This is a genomic window from Rhodococcus sp. NPDC003383, assembly GCF_053589115.1.
This window is the reverse complement of the sequence record NZ_JBSFRG010000015.1, coordinates 75,717-97,000: the sequence shown is the minus strand read 5'-3', so window position 1 is coordinate 97,000 and position 21,284 is coordinate 75,717. Positions and strand designations below refer to the sequence as shown.

Annotated in this window: 21 protein-coding genes; 5 read left to right on the top strand and 16 right to left on the bottom strand. The window is 69.2% G+C overall.

From position 1 onward, the window contains the following. Positions 1-8: 8 nt before the first annotated feature. From ACWDTS_RS15160 to ACWDTS_RS15150, 3 genes are all read right to left on the bottom strand, one after another. On the bottom strand, positions 9-1,850 hold the full coding sequence (locus tag ACWDTS_RS15160; RefSeq protein ID WP_450118514.1) for an AMP-dependent synthetase/ligase: 1,842 nt from the start codon (positions 1,848-1,850) through the stop codon (positions 9-11). A gap of 88 nt (positions 1,851-1,938) precedes the next feature. Then, complete coding sequence (locus ACWDTS_RS15155) at positions 1,939-3,252, bottom strand: MFS transporter (protein WP_374068760.1); 1,314 nt, start codon at positions 3,250-3,252, stop codon at positions 1,939-1,941. Between the two features lie 132 nt (positions 3,253-3,384). Continuing rightward, the gene (locus ACWDTS_RS15150; protein ID WP_450118513.1) at positions 3,385-3,855 is read right to left on the bottom strand and encodes a MaoC family dehydratase; all 471 of its coding nucleotides are present in this window, start codon (positions 3,853-3,855) and stop codon (positions 3,385-3,387) included. Positions 3,856-4,109: 254 nt separating this feature from the next. Here ACWDTS_RS15150 and ACWDTS_RS15145 point away from each other — a divergent pair, with 254 nt between their 5' ends. Further along, positions 4,110-4,604, top strand: coding sequence for a hypothetical protein (locus tag ACWDTS_RS15145; protein ID WP_197254731.1), 495 nt, complete (start codon positions 4,110-4,112; stop codon positions 4,602-4,604). 34 nt (positions 4,605-4,638) lie between these two features. Here ACWDTS_RS15145 and ACWDTS_RS15140 read toward each other — a convergent pair whose 3' ends face one another. The 5 genes from ACWDTS_RS15140 to ACWDTS_RS15120 all read right to left on the bottom strand — a co-directional run bounded on the left by ACWDTS_RS15140 (position 4,639) and on the right by ACWDTS_RS15120 (position 9,598). Further along, positions 4,639-5,514, bottom strand: a complete 876-nt coding sequence (locus tag ACWDTS_RS15140) for a hypothetical protein (protein WP_450118512.1) — start codon at positions 5,512-5,514, stop codon at positions 4,639-4,641. An 85-nt stretch (positions 5,515-5,599) separates the two neighbouring features. After that, complete coding sequence (locus tag ACWDTS_RS15135; RefSeq protein WP_248675589.1) at positions 5,600-6,322, bottom strand: ABC transporter ATP-binding protein; 723 nt, start codon at positions 6,320-6,322, stop codon at positions 5,600-5,602. Beyond that, a complete protein-coding gene (locus tag ACWDTS_RS15130) occupies positions 6,298-7,188 on the bottom strand; it encodes an ABC transporter permease (protein ID WP_248675590.1) in 891 nt (296 codons plus the stop codon). The genes ACWDTS_RS15135 and ACWDTS_RS15130 overlap by 25 nt, the downstream gene beginning before the upstream one ends. 31 nt (positions 7,189-7,219) lie before the next feature. Further along, entirely contained in the window at positions 7,220-8,569 is a 1,350-nt protein-coding gene (locus ACWDTS_RS15125; protein WP_450109033.1) for an LLM class flavin-dependent oxidoreductase, read from the bottom strand. Between the two features lie 21 nt (positions 8,570-8,590). Continuing rightward, positions 8,591-9,598 carry an ABC transporter substrate-binding protein gene (locus tag ACWDTS_RS15120; protein ID WP_231611203.1) on the bottom strand — a complete coding sequence of 336 codons (1,008 nt, stop codon included), beginning with the start codon at positions 9,596-9,598 and terminating at the stop codon, positions 8,591-8,593. Between the two features lie 367 nt (positions 9,599-9,965). On the opposite strand from ACWDTS_RS15120, the gene ACWDTS_RS15115 reads away from it, so the two are divergent. Continuing rightward, entirely contained in the window at positions 9,966-11,519 is a 1,554-nt protein-coding gene (locus ACWDTS_RS15115; RefSeq protein ID WP_450109032.1) for a succinic semialdehyde dehydrogenase, read from the top strand. Between the two features lie 236 nt (positions 11,520-11,755). Continuing rightward, positions 11,756-12,805: a methyltransferase gene (locus ACWDTS_RS15110; protein WP_450109031.1), complete on the top strand. Its 1,050-nt coding sequence runs from the start codon at positions 11,756-11,758 to the stop codon at positions 12,803-12,805. 93 nt (positions 12,806-12,898) lie between these two features. On the opposite strand, the gene ACWDTS_RS15105 is transcribed toward ACWDTS_RS15110, so the two are convergent. Beyond that, on the bottom strand, positions 12,899-14,446 hold the full coding sequence (locus ACWDTS_RS15105) for an MDR family MFS transporter (protein WP_450118511.1): 1,548 nt from the start codon (positions 14,444-14,446) through the stop codon (positions 12,899-12,901). A gap of 100 nt (positions 14,447-14,546) precedes the next feature. Here ACWDTS_RS15105 and ACWDTS_RS15100 point away from each other — a divergent pair, with 100 nt between their 5' ends. After that, entirely contained in the window at positions 14,547-15,299 is a 753-nt protein-coding gene (locus ACWDTS_RS15100) for an ABC transporter permease (RefSeq protein ID WP_450109029.1), read from the top strand. A gap of 6 nt (positions 15,300-15,305) precedes the next feature. On the opposite strand, the gene ACWDTS_RS15095 is transcribed toward ACWDTS_RS15100, so the two are convergent. Continuing rightward, a complete protein-coding gene (locus tag ACWDTS_RS15095; protein WP_450109028.1) occupies positions 15,306-15,950 on the bottom strand; it encodes a TetR/AcrR family transcriptional regulator in 645 nt (214 codons plus the stop codon). Between the two features lie 66 nt (positions 15,951-16,016). Then, a complete protein-coding gene (locus tag ACWDTS_RS15090) occupies positions 16,017-17,078 on the bottom strand; it encodes a lysylphosphatidylglycerol synthase transmembrane domain-containing protein (RefSeq protein ID WP_197250646.1) in 1,062 nt (353 codons plus the stop codon). 129 nt (positions 17,079-17,207) lie between these two features. Between ACWDTS_RS15090 and ACWDTS_RS15085 the strand changes: the two genes are divergently transcribed. Further along, positions 17,208-17,852 carry a UdgX family uracil-DNA binding protein gene (locus ACWDTS_RS15085; RefSeq protein WP_450109027.1) on the top strand — a complete coding sequence of 215 codons (645 nt, stop codon included), beginning with the start codon at positions 17,208-17,210 and terminating at the stop codon, positions 17,850-17,852. A gap of 9 nt (positions 17,853-17,861) precedes the next feature. Here ACWDTS_RS15085 and ACWDTS_RS15080 read toward each other — a convergent pair whose 3' ends face one another. The 5 genes from ACWDTS_RS15080 to ACWDTS_RS15060 are packed head-to-tail and all read right to left on the bottom strand — an operon-like array spanning position 17,862 to position 21,181. Further along, positions 17,862-18,791: a copper resistance D family protein gene (locus ACWDTS_RS15080; RefSeq protein WP_450118510.1), complete on the bottom strand. Its 930-nt coding sequence runs from the start codon at positions 18,789-18,791 to the stop codon at positions 17,862-17,864. 5 nt (positions 18,792-18,796) lie between these two features. Next, complete coding sequence (locus ACWDTS_RS15075; RefSeq protein WP_450118509.1) at positions 18,797-19,336, bottom strand: copper resistance CopC family protein; 540 nt, start codon at positions 19,334-19,336, stop codon at positions 18,797-18,799. Beyond that, on the bottom strand, positions 19,333-19,992 hold the full coding sequence (locus ACWDTS_RS15070; RefSeq protein WP_450118508.1) for a YcnI family copper-binding membrane protein: 660 nt from the start codon (positions 19,990-19,992) through the stop codon (positions 19,333-19,335). Before ACWDTS_RS15070 ends, ACWDTS_RS15075 begins: the two co-directional genes overlap by 4 nt. A 39-nt stretch (positions 19,993-20,031) precedes the next feature. Next, complete coding sequence (locus tag ACWDTS_RS15065; RefSeq protein ID WP_450109023.1) at positions 20,032-20,520, bottom strand: hypothetical protein; 489 nt, start codon at positions 20,518-20,520, stop codon at positions 20,032-20,034. 7 nt (positions 20,521-20,527) lie between these two features. Further along, on the bottom strand, positions 20,528-21,181 hold the full coding sequence (locus tag ACWDTS_RS15060) for a DUF6474 family protein (RefSeq protein WP_450109022.1): 654 nt from the start codon (positions 21,179-21,181) through the stop codon (positions 20,528-20,530). Between the last annotated feature and the right edge of the window lie 103 nt (positions 21,182-21,284).

Genomic DNA, 21,284 nt, shown 5'->3' with positions numbered 1-21,284 from the left:
ATAGTGGCCTATCCGTAGAGGCCGGAGATGCTGTCGGCGAATCGGTCGACCACCACCTTGCGCCGGAGCTTCATGCTCGGGGTCAGATCACCGGCCTCGATGCTGAGTTCACGGTCCAGGATCGTGAACTTCTTGATCTGCTCCCACCGGTTGAGCTGGGCGTTGAGCTCGTCGATGTATGCGGCGATCAGCGACTCGGTCTTCTCGTGCCGCGCGATCTCCGCGAACGACAGCCCCTCCAGTCCGTTCTTCTTGGCCCACTCGCCGATCGCCTCGGCGTCGAGCGCGACCAGCGCCACGCAGTACGGCTTGCCCTCGCCGTGCACGACGATCTCGGCGGCGTACGGGCAGATGCCCTTGAACGTCGCCGCGACCGCGGACGGTGCGACGTACTTGCCCTGCGACGTCTTGAACATGTCCTTCTTGCGGTCGGTGATGCGCAGGAAGCCCTCGTCGTCGATCGAACCGATGTCGCCGGTGTGGAACCAGCCGTCGGCGTCGAACGACTCGGCATCGGCATCGGGACGGTCGTGGTAGCCGCTCATCACGCCGGGGCCCTTGATCAGGATTTCCCCGTCCTCGGCGATCTCGACGTCGGTGCCGGGGAACGGCCAGCCGACGGTGCCGAACCGGTACGCGCTCGGGCGGTTGAGGAACGACGCGGCGGACGTCTCCGACAGGCCGTACCCTTCGAGCACCTTGATGCCGACCGCGTCGAACCACTGCGCGACCTCGGCGTCGAGCGGGGCGGAACCGGAAACGAAGAAGCGGAGCCGGCCGCCGAAGCGTTCCCGGATGGTCGAGAAGACGAGCTTGTCGGCGATCTTGTACTGCACCGTGTCCAGTGCGGAGGGGGATCGTCCCTCCTGGCGGGCCTTCGACGTGCGCAACCCGACCCCGATCGCCCAGTCGAAGATCTTCTTCTTGACGCCGCCTTCCTCCTCCATCATTCCTTCGATACGGGCGTGCGCCTTCTCGAAGATGCGGGGAGCGGCACCCATGAACGTCGGGCGAACCACCGCGAGATTTTCGACGATCTTGTCGACGCGACCGTCCACGACCGTCGGGAAACCGATCTGGATCGGCACGCTCAGCAGCACCTTGCCGAACACATGGGACAGGGGCAGCCAAAGATACTGCAGGTCGTCGGGGTGCAGGATGCCCAGCGAATCGACCGCGGCCGCGGTGTACGTCCACGCCGAATGCGGCAGCCGCACACCCTTCGGCTTGCCGGTGGTCCCGGACGTGTAGATCAGCGTCGCCAGATGCTCGGGCTTGATGCCGTGGATGCGATCGAGCACGACGCTGTGCTGTTCCTCGAGCAGCTTGCGGCCGAGGTCCTCGAGTTCGGACAGGCCGATCACCCAGTCGCCGTCGCCGGTGCCGTCGATGACCACGACCTTGCGCACGTCGGGCAGTTCGCTGCGGTGGGCGGCGAGCTTGCCGACCTGTTCCTGATCCTCCGCGATGACCACGCGGCTGCCGGAGTTCGAGACGATGAACGCGACGTCGGCGGCGTTCGTCGTCGGGTACACGGTGGTGGTGGCGCCGCCGGCGCACATCGTGCCGAAGTCGGCGAGGATCCATTCGTACCGGGTCGACGACGCGAGTGCGACACGATCCTCCGGTTCGATCCCCAGGGCGATCAGGCCGCCGGCGATGAGACGCACGCGGTCGACGGTCTGCTCCCACGTGACACTCGCCCAACCGCCCTGGCCGTCCGGGAAGCGGAACGCCTCGTCGTCCGGGTTGCTGGTGACGCGGTCGATGAGCATTCGCGCGAGCGACGGCGACCGCTGTTCGATCTTCGAGAAGTCGACGGGCTCGTCGGATTTGCGAAGGACGGTCATGCGCCCAAGTCTAGGAAGCCTGGTCGGCTCCGTCTCCGCTTCCGACAACCTCGATGCGCACAGTGGGGAGGCACGCCCGCGCGGCGGGTTACGCGCGGGTGTCTTGTGGGGCGGCGGATGGTGGTGAGGCGGCTGTGGCCGGTTCCCGGCCGATGGCGAGTGCCATGAGCGCGGCGATCGCGCACAGGGCCCCGGCGACATAGAACGCGGCGTCGTACCCGCCGAGACGGTCGCGGACCAGACCCGCCAGGAACGCGACCAGTCCCGCACCGACCTGGTGCGACGCGAGCACCCAGCCGAACACGATCGGGGCGTCCGGACCGAAGTGCCGGCGGCACAGCGCGACCGTGGGCGGGACGGTCGCGACCCAGTCGAGGCCGTAGAAGACGACGAACGCGATCATCGGCGGGTGCACGGTGTTCGCGAACAGCAACGGCAGCACGAGCAGCGAGATGCCGCGCAGCAGGTAGTAGATGCCGAGCAGGCGGCGTGCGTCGAACCGGTCGGTGAACCAGCCGGAGGCGATGGTCCCGACGACGTCGAAGATCCCGATCACCGCGAGCAGGCTCGCCGCGGCCGTCAGGGGCATGCCGTGGTCGTGGGCCGCGGGCACGAAGTGCGTGCCGACGAGGCCGTTGGTGCTGGCGCCGCAGATGGCGAATGTGCCTGCGAGAAGCCAGAAGACGCGGGTGCGCGCGGCGGTCGCCAGGACCCGCAGGGCGCGCAGCCCGGCGTTGCCGGTGCTCGGCTCGGCGCGCACGTAATCGGGTCCGGCGCCGTAGGGGACGGTGCCCACGTCCTCAGGCCGCTCGCGCAGGAACAACATGACGAGCGGCACGACGGCGAGCGCCGCGAACGCCACCGTCAGCGCGACCGCCTGCCAGTTGTACTTCTCGGCGAGCACCGCCAGCAGTGGCAGGAACACGAGCTGGCCGGCCGCGCTCGCGGCGGTGAGGATGCCGGTGACCAGGCCGCGACGGGCGACGAACCAGCGATCGGTGACGGTCGCGACGAATGCCAGCGCCATCGACCCGGTGCCGAGCCCGACCAGCACGCCCCACAGCAGGATCAGCTGCCAGGTGGCGGTCATGAAGACCGTCAGTCCGCTGCCGGCGGCGACGAGCCCGAGGGCGGCGGTGACGACCGCGCGCATCCCGAAGCGTTCCATCAGGGCCGCGGCGAACGGCGCGGTGAGGCCGTAGAGGACCAGATTGATCGATACGGCCGCCGAGATGCTCGCCCGGGACCAGCCGAAATCCGCGTGCAGCGGTTCGATGAGCACGGACGGCGCCGCACGGAACGCGGCGGCGCCGACCAGTGCCAGGAACGCAACGGTCGCGACTGCCCAGGCGAAATGGATCCGGTGGGTGGTCGGGGGAGGAGCGGCGGTCTCGATCGTCACGGCGATCATTGTCTCCGGTAACGACCGCTCGGTGCCAGTGGCAGAAATGCCAGACATCGTGCGAATTCTGCCACTGGCCGACCCGAGTTGCGACGGGCGGCGTGATTCCGCCGCTCGCTCACGCCTGCTCGATCACTCCTCGAAGTAGCGGAGGATCACCTCGACGACGACAGCGGGACGCTCGCTGCCTTCCAGTTCGATCCGTCCGTCGACGGTGAGCTGCACGCCGCCCTTGGGGAGTTTCTCGAAATCCTTCAGGGTTGCGTCGAGACGGACCTTGCCTCCCGCCGGCACCGGGTTGGTGAAGCGCACCTTGTTCAGGCCGTAGTTCACGGCCATGGTGGCGCTGTCCACCTTCAGGATCTGCTCCCACATGGGGATGAGAAGCGAGAGGGTGAGGAAGCCGTGCGCGATCGGGCCGCCGAAGGGGCTCTCGGCCTTAGCGCGCTCGAGATCGATGTGGATCCACTGGTGGTCGTCGGTGGCGTCGGCGAAGGTGTTGATCCGGTCCTGTTCGACTGCCATCCAGTCGCTGGTGCCGAGGGATTTGCCGACGAGGGGCTCGAGGTCGGCGAGGGTGGCGACGTGCGTGCCGTTTGCCATGTGTTTCCTCCTGCTCGTCCTGCTCGTCGAGTCCGAGGACTCGGAAGGCTTCCGAGTCCGATGACTCGGAAAGCATTCTGTGCGAAGACTTGCTTCGCCCACGCAACTTTCGAGCGGTCGAAGGGTCACAGATGGGGCACGGTGGGGAGGGGCGGACGGCGGTGCTGGACAGACGCCACCGATGCGACCGTCCGCCGCCGAAAAGTTATGGAAGAAGGCAGGTGTGAATTGCTCGGTGCGGGGCATTCTCCGGTATGGAACCGAATCGACGACGCGCGGGCCCCGAGGCGATCCTCGGGGGCCGATTGCTTGCCTTCGCCGGTGACGGCGACATCGTAGGCCTGTCCCAGTACGTGACCGCGCTCGTGTACGGCGCGGCACCGGGTGACGCCTCGTACGACGACGTGCTCGAGTGGGTGGTCACCACGATCGCCGACGTGATCACCGACAAGATCGGGCCGATCGTCGACAGCGAGGTGGACGGGGTCACCGGCTTCGCGGTCACCTTGCGGACTCCGGACGGAATCCAGCTGGCGATCGACGACCTGCCCGCCCCCGAACGACATGTGTGGAAGGCGATCGCCGAGGTCCTCGACGGAGACCTCCCGCGGGCCCACGGCACTCTCGCGCCCGTCGAACACGGAAGTGAGCCCGGGGAGCAGGCCCATGCGTTGATCGAGGCCGTCAGCTGGCTCGATCGGCTGCTCGACCTTCCCGCACTGAACGGGCCGTACACGGTTCCCGAATAGGGAACACCTCGACGTCGTTCACACGGGCTCGTGATCAAAGACGTTCTGCGCGTGGAGCGGTGGCCGACCTCGGAATCTCGACAACCGACCGCTCGGTCGAATCCTGCGTCCGCACCGGCTTCACGCCGATCAACGTTCGGCAGTCCGGTGTGACGAGCCAGATCCGGCCCGCGTGTTCGACCTCGAACAGTCCGTCCGCACGTCGGCTGAGGATGCCGGCCGGAAGCTGCGCAGCGCAGGAGCGTACAGCTGCGTGAAGTTCCTCGTCGGGGGCCTCCAACAGGCCCTCGATCTTGGCGAAGGACCGCTGAACGCGCGCGGTCAGATACACCTCGGAGGCATCGAAGACGTCCGCGAACCGCTCCGGCGGCACCGGTTCTCCCGGCTCCCGGCGCGGGGCGGTCGACGGCCGCCGCGGAATGTAGCGCCGGAAGCGTGAGGGAACATTGCTCTTGACCTGTTCCCAGGTGCGCTCCCGGTGGACGGTGGAGTAGGCCGTGATGGCCGTCCGGTCGGGGGAGAGCACCAGGTCGTAACCCTGACGGGACAACCGCACGAAACCGTTCGCGGAGGTGCTGGTGGCGGACTTGAAGAGAAAGTCCTCGAGCATGGAGCGCAGTTGCACCTCGGCGCTGCGCGCACTCCCGCCGTGATGGAACCGGAAGCTGTCCACGGCACGGGTCGTGACATGGACACCGGGAATCTCGTCGAGAGCCACATCGGTGATCGCCACCGGCGCCGCGCGGATGTGGGTGTCGGTCCCGCGCGGGGACCCGTGGGTTTCCGGAGCCGCCGACGTGTTCGGGCGGACGAAGCCGGCGCAGTCGTCCTGACGGCACCAGCCGTCGAGGTACTCGGTGACGTTGGTGCAGGCGGTGCCGTCCCGGTGAAAACGCGTGCAGCGGGTCATGAACTGGATTGTGCCGGGCACCACCGACATTCGGAAGCGTGGTGCCCGGCACGATTCGGCTGGGGCCGGGTGGCCGGGGACGGCCTCAGGCCGCGACCTCGACCCCCAGCGCCTCGAGCAGGATGCGACGGTACTCGGCGGTCTCCACGACCCGCGAGGCGCGCGGATGCGGGAGATCGACGGTCAGTTCCACCGCGAGTCGGCCGTGGTCGAGCACGATGATCCGGTCGGCGAGGGCGATGGCCTCGTCGACGTCGTGGGTCACCAGCAGCACCGCCGGCTGATGCTTGGCGCACAGCTCCTGGAGCAGCCCGTGCATCTTGATCTTCGTGAGCGCGTCGAGCGCACCGAACGGCTCGTCGGCCAGCAGCAGTTCGGGTTCCCGCACGAGCGACCGGGCGAGCGAAACTCGTTGCTGCTCACCGCCGGACAGCTCGTTCGGCCACGCCTTCTCCCGGCCCGCGAGACCCACCTCGGCGAGGGCCTTGCGGCCGCGCTCGGCGGCGTCGGACCCGTCGAGGCCGAGGATCACGTTGTCGAGCACCCGCGCCCACGGCAGCAGCCGCGAATCCTGGAACACGACCGCGCGCTTCTTCGGCACCTCGATGGTGCCGGAACCGGGGACGCCGTGGTCGAGTTCCGCCAGCGCCCGCAGCAGCGTGCTCTTGCCTGATCCGGAGCGCCCGAGCAGGGCGACGAATTCGCCGGCGCGGATCTCGAGGTCGATGCCCTGCAGGACCGCGCGGCCGTCGAAGCCGCGGGCCAGGCCCGAGGTGCGGACGGTCAGCTTCCGATCGTCTTGCGCCATGCCAGCGCCTTCCTTTCTGCCGAACGGACCAGCAGGTCGCTGCCGAATCCGAGGATCGCGTAGACGACGAGGCCGACGATGATGACGTCGGTCATGCCGTAGTTGCGGGCCTGGTACATCAGGTACCCGATGCCGCTCGAGGCGTTGACCTGCTCGACGACCACCAGTGCCAGCCACGCGATGGTCACCGCCAGGCGCAGGCCGGTGAAGAAGCCGGGCAGTGCCCCCGGCAGGGCGATCCGCCGGATGAACTGGGCCCGCGACAGATCCAGTGTTTCGGCCAGTTCGACGAAGCGGGAGTCGATTCCACGCAGCGCCGAGTAGGTGTTGATGTAGACCGGGACGAACACCGACAGCGCGATGAGGAGGATCTTCATCTCCTCGCCGATGCCGAACCACAGGATCGCGAGCGGCATCAGGGCGAGGGTCGGGATCGACCGCTTGATCTGCACCGGGCCGTCGATCAGCGCCTCGCCGATGCGGGACAGACCTGCGATCAGTGCCAGGGTCAGACCGAGGGCGACGCCGATGACGCCGCCGATCAGGGCGCGCTGGACGGACGTCCACAGATTGGACTGCAGGCGTCCGTCGGCGATCAGATCGCCCGCGGTGGTGACGACCGTCCACGGTTCGGACAGGGTCTTCGGGTCGAGCACCCCCGTCGCCGACGCGATGATCCAGATCACCAGCAGCAGAACCGGTCCGATCGCGAGACCGAACTTGATGGGCTTGCCCGGAGCGAGACGACTGCGGGTGTTGCGCGGCTGCAGATCGGGCCCGCCGGTGCGTTCGGGCTTCTGGTCGGTGTCGGCATCGCCGGCCAGACCACTACCGAAACGCCGGGGTTCGACGACGGAGGTGCTCATCGACCTTGTCCTTTCGACTCGTCGGGTCCGGTCAGACGCCGGCCGACGCGAGTTCGCGCGCGTACTGGCTCGCCGGACGGGGCAGACCGTAGTGGTCGCGCAGGGTGGTGCCCGAGTACTCGGTGCGGAACAGGCCCCGCTCCTGCAGGATCGGCACGACCGTCGAGATGAACGCCTCGAGGCCCTGCGGGTACTGCGGCGGCATGATGTTGAAGCCGTCCGCGGCACCGCCCCGGAACCACTGCTCGATGGTGTCCGCGATCTGAACCGGCGTTCCCGCAACGACATTGTGGCCGCGCGCCCCGGCGAGCTTGTGCAGCAGCTGGCGCAGCGTGGGCTGCTCCCGCTCGACGATCTTCGCGAAGACCAGCCGGCGGCTGTTGTTGTTGTCGGTGATATCGCCGGAGCCGGCGAACAATTCGACCGGCACCTTCTCGTCGAGCCCGAGACCCGAGATGTCGATGCGACCCATCTTCTGCAGCTGGCCGACACCGTATTCGACGATGGTGAGCTCGTTGAACTCGCGGTGCAGATCCTTGGCCTCGGCCTCGGTGGCGCCGATGAACGGGCTCAGACCCGGAAGGATCTTCACGTGATCGGGGTTGCGGCCGAAACCGGCTGCGCGAGTCTTGATGTCGCTGTAGAAGGCCTGCGCGTCCTCGATGCGCTGATGGGCGGTGAAGATCGCCTCGGCATAGGTGGACGCGAAATCGCGTCCGTCGTTGGAGGATCCGGCCTGCACGAGCACCGGACGACCCTGCGGGGAACGCGCGGAGCCGAACGGGCCGCGCACCTTGACGTACTCGCCTTCGACATCTATGCGGTGGATCTTGTCGGTGTCGGCGTAGACGCCGGCTTCCTTGTCGATGACGAGGGCGTCGTCCTCCCACGAATCCCACAGCTTGATCGCGGCGTCGACGAATTCCCGTGCGCGGGCGTAACGCTGGTGGACATCGGGGTGATCGGTGAGGCCGAAGTTCGCTGCCGCCGCGTCGGTCGCGGTGGTCACGATGTTCCACGCGGCGCGACCGTTGGAGATGTGGTCGAGCGAGGAGAACAGGCGGGCGAGGTTGTAGGGCTCGTAGTAGGTGGTCGACGCGGTCGCGATCAGACCGAGGTGCGAGGTGACCGTCGCCATCGCCACGAGCGTGGTGATCGGCTCGAGACCGTAGTCGGGGCGGTACTTCACCTCGGTGCGCAGGGCGGGGCCGTCGGCGAAGAACACGGCGTCGAGCTTCGCGCTCTCGGCGAGGCGGGCGAGCTCCTGGAAGTAGGTCACGTCGTAGATGCGCTCGGGCACGCTGCCGGAGTGGCGCCACGAGGCCTCGTGGTGGCCGGTCGGGTAGATGAAGGCGTTGAGGTTGAGCTGGCGGTTCGTCATGTCGAATTCCCCTCGGAAAGATCAGCTGCGGGTGTGGGCGGCGCCGGACTCGGCGACTGCGGCGGTGACGACCTCGTCGAAGCGCAGGTCGAAGGCGTCGGCGGCCTCGACCGGCTTGGGCAGTTCGCCGGCGGCATCGATCACGTCGATGGTGTGCTGCTGGATCGCGATGAGATCCTCGTCGAGATGCGGGAAGGTGGTGATCCCGGCGGTGTCGAGGATGCGCTGTCCGTCCTCGACCGTCAGGCCCTGGCTCTTCACGAAGTAGGTGTCGATGTACGCGTCGCGGTTGTCGTTGGCCCATGCGACGGACTTGATGTACGCGGTGACGTAGGCGCGGATCGCCGCGGCGGTCGCCGGGTCGGACAGAGCCTTCTTGCTCGAGTAGAGGTAGGAGATGCCCTCGCTGAGGTCCTCGATCTCGGGACGCGGCAGCGACGTCGCACCCGGGGTCTGCATGTAGCGGGAGAAGACCGGCTCGCTCATCGGAGCGGCGTCGATCTGGTTGGAGCGCAGTGCATCCGGGAAGTCCGGCAGCGACATCGGAACGAGCTCGACGTCGTCGACCGAGAGGCCGGCCTTGTCGAGGCCACGGAGCACGAAGGCCTGCTGCGAGGTGCCCTCGGCGTAGCCGATCCGCTTGCCCTTCAGATCCGCGAGGGACTTGATGTCCGAAGCATTCGGGGCGATGCCCATGTTGAGGCCGTTGTTAGTCTGCATGGCCGTGACGACCTGCACGTCGTCACCGGCGACCAGGGACTGGACGGTCATGATCTCGCCGGCCCACGCGACGTCGACCGCGTCGGCGCGGAACGCCTCGAGGATCGAGGGCGCACCCTGGAAGGTCGCGAACTCGTACTCGAACGGCAGCGTGTCGAGCTGTCCGGAGCCGGTGAGGAGGGACAGCTGCCGTTCACCCTGGTCCGCGATGACGAGCTTGGTGCCCGCGGGGATCTCGGTGGGCAGCGGTCCCTCGGCGGCCGGTGAATCGCCGGAGGAACCGGATCCACAGGCGGCAACCGCCGTCATGACGAGGGCGACAGCGGCTGTGAATCCAGCACGACGTAGGCGAGACATACGAAGCCTTCTCTTTCCAGCGATGAACAGGGACGGGCGACCGGGAGGACCGGGCCCGATGACCATCCTGGGGAAGAGATCGTTACCGGAACAGAATTATCGTCAGCGTGATCAAAAGGCGTGCTTCCCGCACGTCGGGGGTGTGAACGGCCTCGCTTCCCCGTCGGACAGCCGCGCGCGGCCGGCTGCGCGCCGCTGTCGTATCGCTCGGCGGATCCCGGCTCGCGTCGAGCTGCGGGTGACGGAATTGTGACAGCGGCCACCCCCGCGCGCTAAGTTTGGTGTTACTCGGAAAACTACTCACCGGTAGGGGTGCGATATGCCTGCTCCCAGCGCTGCGACCTTCACGCGGCTCGCGGACCTCATTGCCATCGACGACGTCGCGCAGCGGACCACGCGTCCGGTCGTGGAGGCATTCAGCGGCCGGGAGATCGCTTCGATCCCGGTCGGCACCGCAGACGACGCGAAGACCGCGATCGAGCGTGCCCGCATCGCGCAGGCGGCGTGGGCGGCCAGGCCGGTCGCCGACCGCGCACGCATCTTCCACCGCTACCGCGACCTCGTGCTGCGCCGGCGCGAGCAACTGATGGACATGGCGCAGGCCGAGACCGGCAAGTCCCGCGCGTCCGCGCAGGAGGAGGTCGTCGACATCGCGATCACCGCCCGCTACTACGCGCGCACCGCCGAGAAGCTGCTGCGCCCGCACCGCGCCACCGGCATGCTGCCCGGACTGACCAAGACCGTCGTGCGGCATCATCCGAAGGGTGTCGTCGGTGTCATCGCGCCGTGGAACTACCCGATGACCCTCGCGGTGTCCGACGCGATCCCGGCGCTGCTCGCCGGCAACGCCGTCGTCCTCAAGCCGGACAGCCAGACCCCGTACTGCGCGCTCGCGTGCGTCGAACTACTCTACGAGGCCGGACTGCCGCGCGATCTGTTCGCGGTCGTGCCCGGGCCCGGCTCCGTCGTCGGGACCGCCCTCGTCGAGAACACCGACTATCTGATGTTCACCGGATCGTCGCAGACCGGCCGGATCCTCGCCGAGCAGGCAGGGCGCCGCCTCATCGGCTTTTCCGCCGAACTCGGCGGCAAGAACCCCATGATCGTCACCGCCGGCGCGAACCTCCGCGAGGTCACCGACGCCGCCGTGCGCGCGTGCTTCTCGAACTCCGGCCAGCTGTGCATCTCCATCGAGCGCATCTACGTCGAGAAGTCCATCGCCCCCGAGTTCACGCGCATGCTCGGCGACCGCGTCCGCAAGATGACGCTCGGCCCCGGTTACGAGTTCGGGATCGAGATGGGCTGCCTGATCAACGAAACGCAGGTCAAGACCGTGTCGTCGCACGTCGACGACGCGGTGGTCAAGGGTGCGACCGTCGTCGCCGGTGGCAAGGCGCGTCCCGATCTGGGACCGCTGTTCTACGAACCGACCGTGCTCACCGACGTCCCCGAGGACGCCGAGTGCTACCGGGAGGAGACGTTCGGTCCGCTCGTGTCGGTGTACCCGGTGGAGAACGTCGAGGAGGCGATCCGTCGCGCCAACGACACCGAGTACGGCCTCAACGCCTCGGTGTGGGCGGCGACCAAGGCGCAGGGCGAGGCGATCGCGGCTCGTGTCCGCGCCGGCACGGTCAACGTCGACGAGGGCTACGCGCCGGCGTGGGCGAGCACCGACGCGCCGATGGGCGGCATGGGCATCTCGGGTGTCGGCCGTAGGCACGGAGCGGACGGGTTGCTCAAGTACACCGAATCGCAGACGGTCGCGACCACGCGGATCCTCAACCTCGGCGGGCCGCGCGGACTGCCGCCGAAGCTGTGGAACAAGATCATTCCGCCGTTCATCCGGTCGCTGCAGTGGCTGCCGGGTAGGTAGCCGCCGACGGCGTGCGGCTCTTGGGCCGTAGTCGCTTTCAGTACAGGCCCCGCCGGTCCCTGTCGGGTGGAACCGAATCGACAGGTCCGGCGGGGACGGCACGGTCTTCCGTGTCGAGACCCGTCCTCGGTCCACGCGCATTTCGATTTCAGTGCACGGCCACAACGAACGCAACCCGCGATTCCCGGTGATTCACTAGACTTCGCTTCGATCGGTTTTCGCCGGACGGAGCAGCCATGAAGCTGAGAGCGGTGGCGCAGAACCCCATCGAATCGATCTTGAAGCGGCTGAACGTGGTTCCGGTGCCGCTGCTCGAAACGCAGATGGCGTTCACCCTGTCTCGTGTGGTCATGGCGGCCACAAAACTGGGCGTGTTCGATGCGCTGGCCGCCGGCCCGCTGCCGGCGGCACGGGTCGCCGACGAATGCGACACCAGCCGGATCGGCACCGAGAAGTTGCTGTTCGCTCTCGCCGGCGCCGGGTATCTCGACGCCTCCGACGGCGAGTACGCGTTGACACCGGTCTCGCGGAAGTGGCTGGTCACGGCCAGTTCCCACTCGCTGGCGGACAAGATGTTGTTCCAGTTCCTCGAGTGGGACTGGCTGGCGCGCACGGAAGACTATGTCCGGACCGGCGATCCCCTGGACGTCCACACCGCGATGACCGCCGACGCCGACTGGGACCTCTACCAGCGTGGGATGCGCGCGATGGCTTCCACCCCCGCCCGTGAGCTGGTGCGACGTCTCGAACTGCCCAGGGGTGCCCGTGCCATGCTCGACATCGGTGGATCCCACGGCTACTACTCGGTGGCCCTGTGCCGTAAGCACAAGCGTTTGCGGTCCGTGATCCTCGATCTGCCCGAGGCGGTGGCGCAGGCCGCGCCCATCCTGGCCGCCGAAGGGATGGGAGATCGGGTGGTGCACCGGGCCGGGGACGCCCTCACGGCCGATCTGGGCGAAGACGCCTACGACCTCGTTCTCGTCTCCGGGCTCGTGCACCACTTCTCGGACGAGCAGAACCGTGAACTCGCCGGCCGTGTTTCCCGCGCTCTGCGTCCGGGCGGCGTGCTTGCCGTGCAAGACATCTTCCGGCCGTCCACCCCGAAGCAGGCGGGTCAGATCGGCGCCCTGCTCGAGTTCTATTTCGCGCTCACCAGTCAGTCCGGAACGTGGTCGATCGAGGACATGACCCGCTGGCAGCAAGAGGCGAACCTGCAACCCCGCAAGCCCATCCGCTATCGCACCGTTCCCGGTACCGGTATCCAGGCGGCCGTCAAACCTCGCTGATCGAGAATCCTTGCCCGGCAAAGTATTCGGGCAATGGGACAAGCAATGACCGCGTGCGTGAACGCCCGTCTCGGCGGCGAGTGTCGCGACCGCTCAGGAACCGGTGGTCGCGGCCTCCACCGGAAGCTCCTTCCGGCGCTCGATCGTGGTGGCCAGCGGCTTCTCCACGACGAAGCACAGCAGCACCATCGAGAGCAGAGCGAGCGGGCTGATCCACAGGAAGATCGGGGTGAGTGCCTCGTTGTACGCCTCGACGACCGTCAGCCGCGCGGCGTCGGGAAGTTGCCGGACGGCCTGGGGCGTCAGGGAATCGGCGACGACGCCGGCCGGGGCGCGTTCGGCGATGAGCGTGGCCACCCGGCTCGCGAAGACGCTGCCGACGACGGCGGAGCCCAGCGTTGCGCCGATCTGCCGGAAGTAGTTGTTGCCCGCGGTCGCGGTGCCGACCTCTTCGATGGGGAACGAGTTCTGGACGACGAGGACCATGAGCTGCCCGGTCATGCCCAAGCCCACCCCGACGACGGCGAGGAAACAGCACAGCACCCACAGCGCGGTGTCGACGGTGAGCAGCGACAGCAATGTCAGTCCGGCCGCGATCAGCACCGAACCGATGATCGGGATGATCTTGTAGCGGCCGGTGTTGCTCACCACGCGGCCGGCGATGGTGGAGGTGAGGAACAGCGACCCCATCATCGGGAGCATGAGCAGGCCGGCTTCGGTGGCGCTGACCCCGGCGACCATCTGCAGGTAGGTCGGCATATATCCGGCGACACCGAAAAGCGCGACACTCACGAGCAGACCGGACACGGTGATGAGGTCGAAGTTGCGGTCGCGGAACAGGTGCAGCGGCAGCACGGGTTCGGTGGCGCGGGACTCGACGAACACGAACAGCGCCGCGGCGGCGACGGTGCCGGCGATCAGGACGAGGATCGTCGGGGACGTCCACGCGTACGTCGTGCCGCCCCACGTGCCGATCAGCACGATGCCGGTGGTGGTGACGGACAGGACCGCCATGCCGGCGACGTCGATCGACGGGCGGGGGCCGGTTCTCGCAGGCAGTCGCAGGAACACGATCGCCGCGGTCGCGGCGAGCAGGCCGAGCGGCACCGTGATCCAGAAGACCCACCGCCAGCCCGGGCCCTCGGTGAACCAGCCGCCGAGCAGCGGGCCGGCCACCGACGACAGCGCGAACACGCCGCTCATGATGCCCATGTACCGGCCGCGTTCGCGGGCCGGGATGACGTCGGCGATCGCGGCCTGCGACAGGATCATCAGACCGCCGCCGCCGACACCCTGGATCGTGCGGCCGACGATGAGCCAGGTGATGTCGCCGGCGGTCGCGCTCACGACCGAGCCGACGAGGAAGACACCGATTGCGCCGAGCAGCAACGGCTTTCGGCCGAAGAGATCGCCGAGTTTGCCGTACGCGGGCATCATGATCGTCGACGCGAGGATGTAGACGGTGATGACCCACAGCATGAGGTCGGCGCCGTGCAGTTCGCCGACGATCGTCGGCAGCGCGGGGTTGAGCACGGTCTGGTTCAGCGAGGCCAGCAGCATGGTGAGCATGAGCCCGGCGAACAGGAACACCAGCCCGCGGGGTGACTGGGAAGCGGGGGTGTCACCCGAAGTTTCGGCCATGGAAATTTACATTACTGCAAAAATAGACGCAGTTGAATCGTTCCGTGCACCCTGAGCAGATGTCCACCGACGACGCGTTCACGATCGCTAGCCTTCACAGGTGACCGCCGACCTGCACGTCCTCACCCAGTCACTGGTCGGTGTGCTCGTCCTCGTCGTCGTGGCCACCGCGGTGCTGTGGGCGTACGGGGTTCCGCACCGCTTCGCGCCCGCACTCGCGATCGCGCGCGGGGCCGTCCAGCTCGCTCTCATCAGTCTCGTGCTCAGCGGTGTCATCACCGACGGTCTCTGGGTGGCGGTCGTCCTCGGGGTGATGTTCGCGGTGGCAACGTGGACCGCGACGCGCCGAATCGGCCGCGGCACCGCCACACTCGGGATCGTCGCGGTCGCGATCCTGGCCGGTGCGGGGGTGGCCCTGGCGATCGTGTTCGCGACCGGCGCCATCGAACTGTCGCCCCGCTACGCACTCGCCATCGGCGGCATCGTCATCGGCAACGCCATGACCGTCGCGGCCCTGGCCGGGCGGCGCTTCCTCGAGATCGTCGACAGCCGCTGGGAGGAGGTCGAGGGATGGCTCGCGCTCGGCGCCACCCCGCGGCAGTCGACGGCCGAACTCACCCGGGTCGCGGTGCACGCCGCGCTGATCCCGGCGACCGATCAGACCAAGACCACCGGCCTGGTGACGCTGCCCGGCGCGTTCGTCGGCGCGATCTTCGGGGGCCTGTCGCCGCTCGAGGCCGGACGGTTCCAGATCATGGTGCTCGCGTCGATCATGGCCGCCGCAGCGATCACCGCGGTCGTCGTCGCGCGCGGTCTCGGTCCGGTCCGCTCGCGGCCGACCGTCCCGGCCTGACCGCGCTCAACGGGACGCCGTCGCCCGGAACCCGGTCACTTCCCGGAACACCTCGAGCGCCCGGTCGACGAGTGTCTCGACGTCGGCCTCCGGTTCCGCGATCGACGAGCGCATAGCGAACCGGATGATCGAGCCCGCCGACAGGACCAGCATCTGCGCGGCCTCGCGGGTGCCGACACCGCCGGTGACGGCGCGATCCGACTCGGCCAGTTTCTCCGCAACCAGATCCGACACCAGCGACTGCGCGGTGTCGACGTGCGCCATGCGGCGGCGCGCCAGCTCCGGATGACGGCAGGTGAGCTCGGCGTTCCGTTCGCGCTGCTCGGGACCGGGGCCGGAACTCTGCAGCACGTCGAACAGCAGGCGGGTGACCTTCTCGACGGCGTCCTCGTCGGCGCCGAGGGTGAACTCGGCCGCGGTGCGCTCGTCGATCGCCGGGGCGCGCAACCCGAGGACGGCGTCCTCCTTCGACGCGAAATAGTTGAAGAACGTCCGTGCGGAGACATCGGCCTCCGCAACGATCGACTCGATCGTCACGTCGGAGAGCCGGTCGTGGGCGAGCGCCGCGGCGGCCGCCGCCGAATGGATCGCGGTCCACGTCCGAGCCCGCTTGCGCGAACGCAGCGAGAGCTTCGGCCCGGTATCGGTCACGAGAGTCCTCCAGCCATCGGTATCACCGTAGTGCAGTGCCGCGGCGTTGTGGCCACGGTGCAGCGGTTATGCCGCTGCGGGTGCGCGCCGGTCCTCGGGCAGTCGAACGGACTCGCGGCGCGCGACGTGCCGCAGCAGCGGAATGCTCCCGGCTCCGGCGACCAGCGGGAACCAGTAGGTGCACAGGCGGTAGATCGCGACGGCGGCGGCGGCCGGTCCGGCGTCGAACCCCAGCGCGACGAGACCGGCGACCAGGCCGGCCTCGACGATGCCGATGCCGCCCGGAGTCAACGGGATCTGCCGGGCCACCTGCGTCGCCACGTGCAGCGTGGCGAGGGAGGCGACCCCCGCCTCGATACCGACGGCGAGACATGCCGCGATCAGGCACAACAGGTCGAACATCCATTTCGCGGTGGTCAGTGCGAACACCCGGTGCCACACCCTCCGCGGGAGCCGGGCGACCTCGGCGAGCGTGTTCGCGAGCTTCGCCTTCCAACCGGCATCCGGGGGGATTTCGACGGTCGGGGCGGGCGCGCGTCGCCGGGCCACCTCGGCGGCGGCCACGACCACGGCGATCCCGGCGGCGACGCATGCCGCGAGGACGACGTGGAGCACGTCGTCGACCATCCACTCGGCCAGCCGCGGACTGACGGTCGCCGAATAGACCACGCCCAGGGCCAGCATCGACACCCCGGCGGACAAGGTCAGCGCGACCACCGCGTGACCGGGCGTCAGGCCCGCGAACGTGAGCCAGCGGTAGTTGTAGCCCGCCGCGAACGCGCCACCGGCGGGCAGTCCCTGCGTCACGGCGGTGGACGCGTAGGTCACCAACTCCGAGCGGCGCCGAGACATCTCACCCCCGAACGCCGAGACCACGACGTTCTGCAGGCGGGCCAGCATGTGCATCGCGACCATCTGGACGGCAAGCGCCCCGATCACCCACTGCACCTGAGCGTCGAGCACGGCGTCGCGGATCGTGGACAGGGCGGGAAGCTGGGCGCGGAGGATCCAGGCGGCCGCGGCGACGACCGCGAGCCCGACGAATACACGTGTCGCGGGGTGCCGGGCCACGGTGCGCAGCCTCGAGCGGCGGCGAGTCTGCGCTGCCGTCGTCGCGGTTCTCGGCATCGGGTCGTCTCCTGGATCGGTCGGCCGATCGTAACTCTGCAGCGGTGCAATCTTTTATTTCTGTGACATTTCATACGACCGCCGGGGGGTCGCACGGTTCCGGTACCGAACACCGGGTATCCAGCAGGTATGGCCAAACATCCCGGGGCCGAGCAGTACCTGCCGGCGAGCACCGACCTCGACGCCCTCGCGTCCGCGGCCGCCGGATGCCGCGGCTGTGATCTGTACCGATACGCGGGTCCCACCGTCTTCGGGGACGGACCCGCGACCGCGCGGCTGCTGCTCGTCGGCGAACAACCCGGCGACCAGGAGGACCGCGCCGGCGAGCCCTTCGTCGGGCCCGCCGGGCACCTGCTCGACCGTGCCCTCGAGAAGGCCGGGATCGACCGCGGCGACGTCTACGTCACCAACGCCGTCAAACACTTCAAGTTCGCCCGCGAGGCCGGCGGCAAGCGGCGCATCCACAAGAAGCCGTCGCGCGGCGAGGTGATCGCGTGCCGGCCGTGGCTGTTCGCCGAACTCGAAGCGGTCCGCCCCGACGTGCTGGTGTGCCTCGGGGCGACGGCCGCGCAGGCACTGCTCGGCCCGTCCTTCCGGATCACCGAACATCGCGGCCAGGTCCTGCACGCCGACCCCGAACTGAAGCTGCCGTCCGACCCGCAGATCATCGCGACCGTGCATCCGTCGGCGATCCTGCGGATGCGCACCGGCCGCGACGACGCGCTCGAATCCCTGGTCCGCGATCTGCGGCGCGCGGCGAGTCTCGTCGGCTGAAGTCGGTGCTCAGGGGGAGGTCGCGAGGGCGGCGGCCAACCCGAACGCGACCGAGGTCGCGCACACCTCGAGCACCGCGTTGCGCAGCGACACTTCCGCGGTCGCGCGGTGCGCGGTCGCGGCGGGCACCCACGTGCGACGCCACCGCGCCCCCAGAGCCACCAGGCCGGCGAGGACCACGGTCTTGGCCAGCACGATGCGGCCGTAACCGGTGTCGACCAGCGCGGACAGCGAGCCCAGCCGCACCGCCGCGTCGATCACTCCGGTCGCGGCCAGCACCGCGACGCACCACGTCGCGAGCGTCGAATAGCGCGGCAGCAGCCTGGCCCACGCGCCCCGCGAGCGCACCGTCAGCGCGAGCGCGACCAGCACACCGACCCACAGACCGGCCGCGAGGACGTGCAGCGCATCGAGCAGCGAACCCAGAGGCTGCTGCGACATGTGCCCGGACACCGGTCGCGCGATCAGCGCCGGCGCCGCCACCGCGAGCACCGGAGCCGTCGGCCACGACGCATCTCGCCGGTACGCGACGACCGCGACGACGGTGCACGCCGCGACACACCCGAACGCCGCGACCCCGATCCGCCCGGAGCCCACGGTCCCCGCGAACTGCGCGAACCGTGCGGTGTCGAGGCGGGTGACCGGCACACCGGCCACCGCCGCCGCCTCGAACACCAGCAGCGCGCCCTCGCACATCAGCCACACGCCGCCGAATGCGGCGATCGCCCGCCACAGATCGGCGGGCGCGACCGGGGGACGACGGTCGCCGCGGACGGCGACCCCGAGTGCGGCCAGGCCCAGCACGGTCACCCCGGCGCACAACGACAGGGCACGCACCCAGCTCGAACCCTGGGGCGCGGCCAGCAACCAGCCGGCGGCCACACCCGCGGTCGCGCCGACGACGGCACCGAGCAGCCATCGCCGGCGCGGCGGTACCACGGAGGTCAGGCCTTCGGCTTGCGCAGCGCGAACCACAGCCCGCCCGCGATCACCACGACCGCGGCCACGACGAACCACCACACCGCGACGCCACCGCCGTCGGTGTCGGCCGAGGTCGCGGCCGGGGTCTCCGGGGCTGCGGTGTCCGTGCCCGCGGCCGGAGCGCCGGGCGCGCCCACCCCGTCCTGCGTGAGCGTGAACGTGCGGGTGCCGCTGACCGGATGCCCGTCGGCGGAGGTCACCCGGAACGCGATGGTGTACACGCCGGCCGGACCCAGCTCGCCGACCTCGACGCCGACGGTCGCGCCGTCGACGACCGGATCGCCCTTCGACCACAGGTTCCCGTCGGGGCCGACGACGGTGAGCGCCGCGAACTGCTGCTGCATCGCCTCGTTGAACGTCACCGTCACCCGTTCGGGTGCCTGCGCGATCTGCGCGCCGTCCTCCGGGTTGCTGGACAGGACGACGGCGTGCGCCGACGCCGGTCCGGCGGTCATCACCAGGGCCGCGACCAGGGCGGCCAGGATCGTGAACAGGCGATTCATGAACGCCGTCCCTTCAGTGCCGCACCGAGGCCGAGTGCGGCGCCGAGCGCGCCGAGCACCAGGCCGATCCCGCCGAGCCAGCGGGCGGTGTCGTCGGTTGCAACCTCGGAGGTCGCGGTGGTTTCGGACGCCGCGGTGGCTACGACGGCGTGGCCGTCGCCGCTGCTCGCGGTGAGGGTCAGGCTCGGCGCAGGCTTCTCCGGCTCCGCGTCGCCGGTGGTCTCCTGATCCCACGCGACGACCTGACCGTCGCTGTAGGTCTGCACCGCCGGGAACGACACCGCGTCCTGTTCGGGCAGCGGCCCTGCGGACAGCAGGAACTGCTGGAACTGGCCGGGTCCGACGGCGACGCCGGGATCGGCGGTCCAGGTCACGGAGGTCGCCAGACCGGACGCCGGGTCCTTCGTGACGGTCGCGGTCCAGCCCGGCATCGGCTCGGTCCGCGCGGACTTCAGGCCGGGCAGCGTCACCGTCAGCGCGGTGGTTCCGGCCGTCTCGGACTCGGTGGGCACCCGGAACGTGAGCACCGTATAGCCGCCCTGGGTGGCGCCGGGTGCGACGACGCTGACGTGCGCGGAGGCGACGCCGGCCCCGGCGAACAGCATCGCAGCGGTAATGCCCGCGGCCGTGACGGCGCGGGTCGGAAGGGTCTTCATCTTCTGTACTTGGCTTTCTGATCGGAGAGGACGTGCGGTTCAGGCGACCGCGACGGGTGGTCCCCTCCGACGGATGCTCGGTGGTGGTCGCGCCTCGACGACGCAGCGCACCGCACCGCCCGGCACGACGCGCGCCGGAGCCTCCACCGGCACCGGGCCCGCCGACAGCACGGCGTGCACCACGCGGGTGATCGCCGCGTGCAGCCGTTCGGCGACGGTGAGCAGCCGGGCGCACCCGGCGACCGCGACCGCGTGCGCTGCCAGCATCAGCCACGACGGGTGGGCGTGCTCGGCCGGCACGGTCGCGAGGACGATGTGCGTGCCGGCCTGGCCGGCCGCGAGGAACACGGCCGTCGGCACCGCCGGTAGATGTGCGCCCGCGACACCGACGGCGGCGGCGACCGCGATGAGCAGCGCCGCACTCGGTCCCGTGGGAAGCCCGCCACCGGCCGCGGCGTGCGCGACGATCGCGAGTGCCGCCGTCAGGGCACCCGCGGTCGCACCGCGCAGAATCGGACCGGCAGCCATGGGATCGTCAGCGCACCCCGAGCCGCGCCAGCAGGTCGGCTTCGATGCCGTCGAGCTCGGCGGAGATCGCCGCGTGCGCCGAGCGGCGACGCGGGGCGGGCATCTGCTCGGCCGCACTGATCGCGGTCGTGAGATCGGTGAGCCGGGCCCGGGTGGCCTCGGCGAACTTGGCGGTTTCGGCGTCCTGCGGATGCTGCTCGACGATCTTGGCGACGGAATGTTCGGCGCCGGCGACGCGGGCGCTCAGTCGCGCGCCGTGCCCGGTGAACTCGCCGAGCTGGTCGATCGCGATGCCCATGCGCTGCGCCCGCCGGGCGTCGAGCTGCCCGCGCAGTGCGGTGACGGCCTGGTAGACCAGCGGTACCAGCACCGGCGCCAGCAGGCGTGCGACCCCGAGGTAGCGCCGCACCTTCGCGGCGGTGAAGCCCTGGGAGGCGGCGGCCTTCTCCTGCGCCTTGAGCGTGGCGATCTGCTGCTTCTCGATCCGGGTCTGCGACTTGACGAGCTCCCTGTCGACTTTGGCCTGTGCCTTCGCGGCGCGGCGGTCCCGTCGAGACTGGTTCTTTGCTCCGAGCTTCGCTTCGAGCGCGGCCTTGTGCTTCAGGGCCTTCGCTTCGGCCTTGCGGGTGGCGCGACGCTTCCGCCGTTTGAACAACGCCATCGAACAGCACCCTCCATTCGGTGTGACGGCGCAGCGGCGCCTGAAGAATCAGGCTGTCTGTGCCGGTGGTATCGGTTCACCTTAGGACGAATACCCTGGACGG

Excerpts from the sequence above, each read along its gene's own strand:
- ACWDTS_RS15160 (WP_450118514.1), bottom strand. The coding sequence starts at position 1,850 with ATGACCGTCCTTCGCAAATCCGACGAGCCCGTCGACTTCTCGAAGATC.
- ACWDTS_RS15150 (WP_450118513.1), bottom strand. The coding sequence starts at position 3,855 with ATGGCAAACGGCACGCACGTCGCCACCCTCGCCGACCTCGAGCCCCTC.
- ACWDTS_RS15145 (WP_197254731.1), top strand. The coding sequence starts at position 4,110 with ATGGAACCGAATCGACGACGCGCGGGCCCCGAGGCGATCCTCGGGGGC.
- ACWDTS_RS15140 (WP_450118512.1), bottom strand. The coding sequence starts at position 5,514 with ATGACCCGCTGCACGCGTTTTCACCGGGACGGCACCGCCTGCACCAAC.
- ACWDTS_RS15135 (WP_248675589.1), bottom strand. The coding sequence starts at position 6,322 with ATGGCGCAAGACGATCGGAAGCTGACCGTCCGCACCTCGGGCCTGGCC.
- ACWDTS_RS15130 (WP_248675590.1), bottom strand. The coding sequence starts at position 7,188 with ATGAGCACCTCCGTCGTCGAACCCCGGCGTTTCGGTAGTGGTCTGGCC.
- ACWDTS_RS15125 (WP_450109033.1), bottom strand. The coding sequence starts at position 8,569 with ATGACGAACCGCCAGCTCAACCTCAACGCCTTCATCTACCCGACCGGC.
- ACWDTS_RS15120 (WP_231611203.1), bottom strand. The coding sequence starts at position 9,598 with ATGACGGCGGTTGCCGCCTGTGGATCCGGTTCCTCCGGCGATTCACCG.
- ACWDTS_RS15115 (WP_450109032.1), top strand. The coding sequence starts at position 9,966 with ATGCCTGCTCCCAGCGCTGCGACCTTCACGCGGCTCGCGGACCTCATT.
- ACWDTS_RS15110 (WP_450109031.1), top strand. The coding sequence starts at position 11,756 with ATGAAGCTGAGAGCGGTGGCGCAGAACCCCATCGAATCGATCTTGAAG.
- ACWDTS_RS15105 (WP_450118511.1), bottom strand. The coding sequence starts at position 14,446 with ATGGCCGAAACTTCGGGTGACACCCCCGCTTCCCAGTCACCCCGCGGG.
- ACWDTS_RS15090 (WP_197250646.1), bottom strand. The coding sequence starts at position 17,078 with ATGCCGAGAACCGCGACGACGGCAGCGCAGACTCGCCGCCGCTCGAGG.
- ACWDTS_RS15085 (WP_450109027.1), top strand. The coding sequence starts at position 17,208 with ATGGCCAAACATCCCGGGGCCGAGCAGTACCTGCCGGCGAGCACCGAC.
- ACWDTS_RS15075 (WP_450118509.1), bottom strand. The coding sequence starts at position 19,336 with ATGAATCGCCTGTTCACGATCCTGGCCGCCCTGGTCGCGGCCCTGGTG.
- ACWDTS_RS15070 (WP_450118508.1), bottom strand. The coding sequence starts at position 19,992 with ATGAAGACCCTTCCGACCCGCGCCGTCACGGCCGCGGGCATTACCGCT.
- ACWDTS_RS15065 (WP_450109023.1), bottom strand. The coding sequence starts at position 20,520 with ATGGCTGCCGGTCCGATTCTGCGCGGTGCGACCGCGGGTGCCCTGACG.
- ACWDTS_RS15060 (WP_450109022.1), bottom strand. The coding sequence starts at position 21,181 with ATGGCGTTGTTCAAACGGCGGAAGCGTCGCGCCACCCGCAAGGCCGAA.